This window comes from Streptomyces sp. MBT53 (genome assembly GCF_016654115.1).
Classification (GTDB): Bacteria; Actinomycetota; Actinomycetes; order Streptomycetales; family Streptomycetaceae; genus Streptomyces.
Window position 1 is genome coordinate 1 of the sequence record NZ_JAEQAZ010000400.1, and the last position, 2607, is coordinate 2607.

3 protein-coding genes are annotated in these 2607 nt (G+C 69.0%); 1 reads left to right on the top strand and 2 read right to left on the bottom strand.

What is annotated here, in order from left to right; translation table 11 throughout:
• Positions 1-48: 48 nt before the first annotated feature.
• On the bottom strand, positions 49-1044 hold the full coding sequence (locus JHN45_RS51520) for a Ku protein (RefSeq protein ID WP_200717550.1): 996 nt from the start codon (positions 1042-1044) through the stop codon (positions 49-51).
• Between the two features lie 51 nt (positions 1045-1095).
• Here JHN45_RS51520 and ligD point away from each other — a divergent pair, with 51 nt between their 5' ends.
• Positions 1096-1977 (top strand): non-homologous end-joining DNA ligase, encoded by an 882-nt coding sequence (ligD, locus tag JHN45_RS51525; protein WP_201056407.1) that lies wholly within the window; start codon positions 1096-1098, stop codon positions 1975-1977.
• Between the two features lie 21 nt (positions 1978-1998).
• Here the strand turns inward: ligD and JHN45_RS51530 are convergent, their stop codons facing one another.
• On the bottom strand, positions 1999-2526 hold the full coding sequence (locus tag JHN45_RS51530) for an SMI1/KNR4 family protein (protein ID WP_201056409.1): 528 nt from the start codon (positions 2524-2526) through the stop codon (positions 1999-2001).
• Positions 2527-2607: the final 81 nt, after the last annotated feature.

Sequence of the window (2607 nt, forward strand, 5' to 3'; positions counted from 1 at the left end):
CCGCATATCGATACAGCCCCGCGCCCCTTTGGGGCACGCTGCAGTCCCCTAGGCTGTTCGCTTCCGTGGGGGCGTCTTCTTCGCCGGAGTCTTCTTCGCGGCGGACTTCTTCGTCGCCTTCGTGGTCGTCGTCTTTTTCGCCGCCGTCTTCTTCGCCGCAGTCTTCTTCGCCGTGGAGGTCGACTTCTTGCCGGTGGTCTGCTTCGGCGTCGTTCGCGACGAGATGGAGGTGACCTCGGCCTTGGCTCCCGGTTCCGTGCCGCGCGACTCCTGTGCCTCTCGGACGCTCTTCTCCAGGGCCGCCATCAGGTCGAGGACCTTGCCGCTGGGGGCCGGAGCCGGGGAGTCGGCGGGCCGTTCGCCGGAGGCCTTCGCGGTGATCATCTCCTCGACGGCCTCGCGGTAGTCGTCGTGGAGGTCGGCGAGGTCGACCTCGCCCAGCGTGTCCATCAGGGCGTCCGCGAGGTCGAGTTCCTTGTCGCGGACGGTGACGCTCGTGTCGGGGGCGACGCCCTCGGGGGCGCGGATCTCGTCCGGCCAGAGCAGGCCGTGCATCGCGATCACGTCGTCCACCACGCGCAGCATGCCGAGGCGTTCGCGGCCCCGTAGCGCGTACTTCGCGATGGCCACCTTCTGGCTGCGCTTGAGGGCCTCGCGCAGCAGGGTGTACGGCTTCGCCGCGGGGACGCCGTTCGCGGAGAGGTAGTAGGCCGCGTCCATCTGGAGGGGATCGATCCGGTCGGCCGGTACGAAGGCCACGATCTCGATCGTCTTCGCCGTCGGGATCGGCAGCTGGGCCAGATCCTCGTCCGTGATCGGGATCATCGTGCCGTCCGCGTCCTCGTACGCCTTGCCGATCTCGGCCTGGGCGACCTCGCGGTCCTCCAGTTCGCAGACCTTGCGGTAGCGGATGCGGCCGCCGTCCTCGGTGTGGATCTGGCGGAAGGAGACGGAGTGGCTCTCGGTCGCGTTCACCAGCTTGATCGGGATGCTGACCAGGCCGAAGGAGATGGCGCCGTTCCATATGGATCGCACCTGCCGCACCCACCTTCCGGTATCTGGCGATTGATTACGTTTACGTGGGATTCTCATCGTATGACGCCGATCACAGAGGTGGAGGGGCGAAGGCTCGCCCTCAGCAACCTGGAGAAGGTGCTGTACCCGGCGGACGGCTTCACCAAGGGCGAGGTTCTGCACTACTACGCCACGACCGCCGAGGCCCTGCTGCCCCATCTGCGGGACCGGCCGCTGTCCTTCCTGCGGTACCCGGACGGGCCGGACGGTCAGGTGTTCTTCGCCAAGAACGTGCCGCTGGGTACGCCCGACTGGGTCACTACGGCCGAGGTGCCGAGGTCGGAGGGGCCGGCCCGGATGGTGCTGGTGCAGAACCTGGCGTCCTTGATGTGGGCGGCGAACCTCGTCACTGAGTTCCACACCCCGCAGTGGGTGATCGGGGCGCCCGGCCTCGCCGACCGGCTGGTCTTCGACCTCGATCCGGGGGCGCCGGCGACGGTGGTGCAGTGCTGCGAGGTCGCGGTGTGGTTGCGGGAGCGGCTGGCTTCCGACGGGATCGAGGCGTACGTCAAGACGTCCGGGGCGAAGGGGCTGCATCTGCTGGCCGGGGTGGAGCCGGTGCCGTCGGAACGGGCCGTCGAGTACGCGAAGGCACTGGCCGTGGCGGCGGAGAAGGCGCTGCCCCGGCTCGTCGTGCATCGGATGACGCGGAGTCTGCGGGCGGGCAAGGTGTTCGTCGACTGGAGTCAGAACGCTGCGCGGAAGACCACGGCGACGCCGTACACGCTGCGGGCGCGGGCCGTGCCGAGTGTGTCGGCGCCGGTGACGTGGGGGGAGGTGGAGGCGTGTGGGTCGGTGCGTCAACTCTCCTTTCTGGCAACGGACATGGGGGTACGGCTGCGGGAGTACGGGGACTTGTTGGCGCCGTTGCTCGACGGGGGCCGGGCGGGAGTGGTGCCCTGATCGGGAAAGTCTCGCCCCGAGTCAGTCGCCCTCGTGGTCCTCGTCGGACTCGGCGAACTCACCGGCATCGGGAAAGACGGTCGTGCTGATGTCCCCCGCCAGCCAGCCGGCCAGGAACTCGACCGCGCCGACCGGATGCGCGTCGTAGTACCAGCCCCGCGGATTCCAGCAGACGACCGTCCACGTGTCCGGCTCGCCGCCGGTGAGCCAGCAGACGCGGTCCCCGTTGTCGGTTCCCGCCCAGGGCAGGAGTCCGCCCGGCTCCGGGTAGAAGGGGTACGGGCATTCTTCGGGGTACCGGTCCCGGAAGCCGCGTTCCTGGTCCAGCAGCCGCTTCGCCGGACCGACCAGCAGGTCCCGCCCGCCGAAGGGTGCGAGCGGCGTCAGGAAATCCGCGAAGTGGTGGACCCCGTACGCCTCGACCAACTGCTTGAAGTCCGCGGGGAGTTGAAGACCGAGAGCCGCCTCCACCGCATCCCAGTCCCCGTTCGCCCACTGCGGTCGCGAGGGCGGCGGGACGAGGCGGGTGAGACGGTCGAACGCGGTCATGGGGTCGAGGTTAGGCGAGGTCTCCATGACTCACGATGCCGCCCCCGATGACTCACGATGGCGCCCCCGCCGCCCCTACCC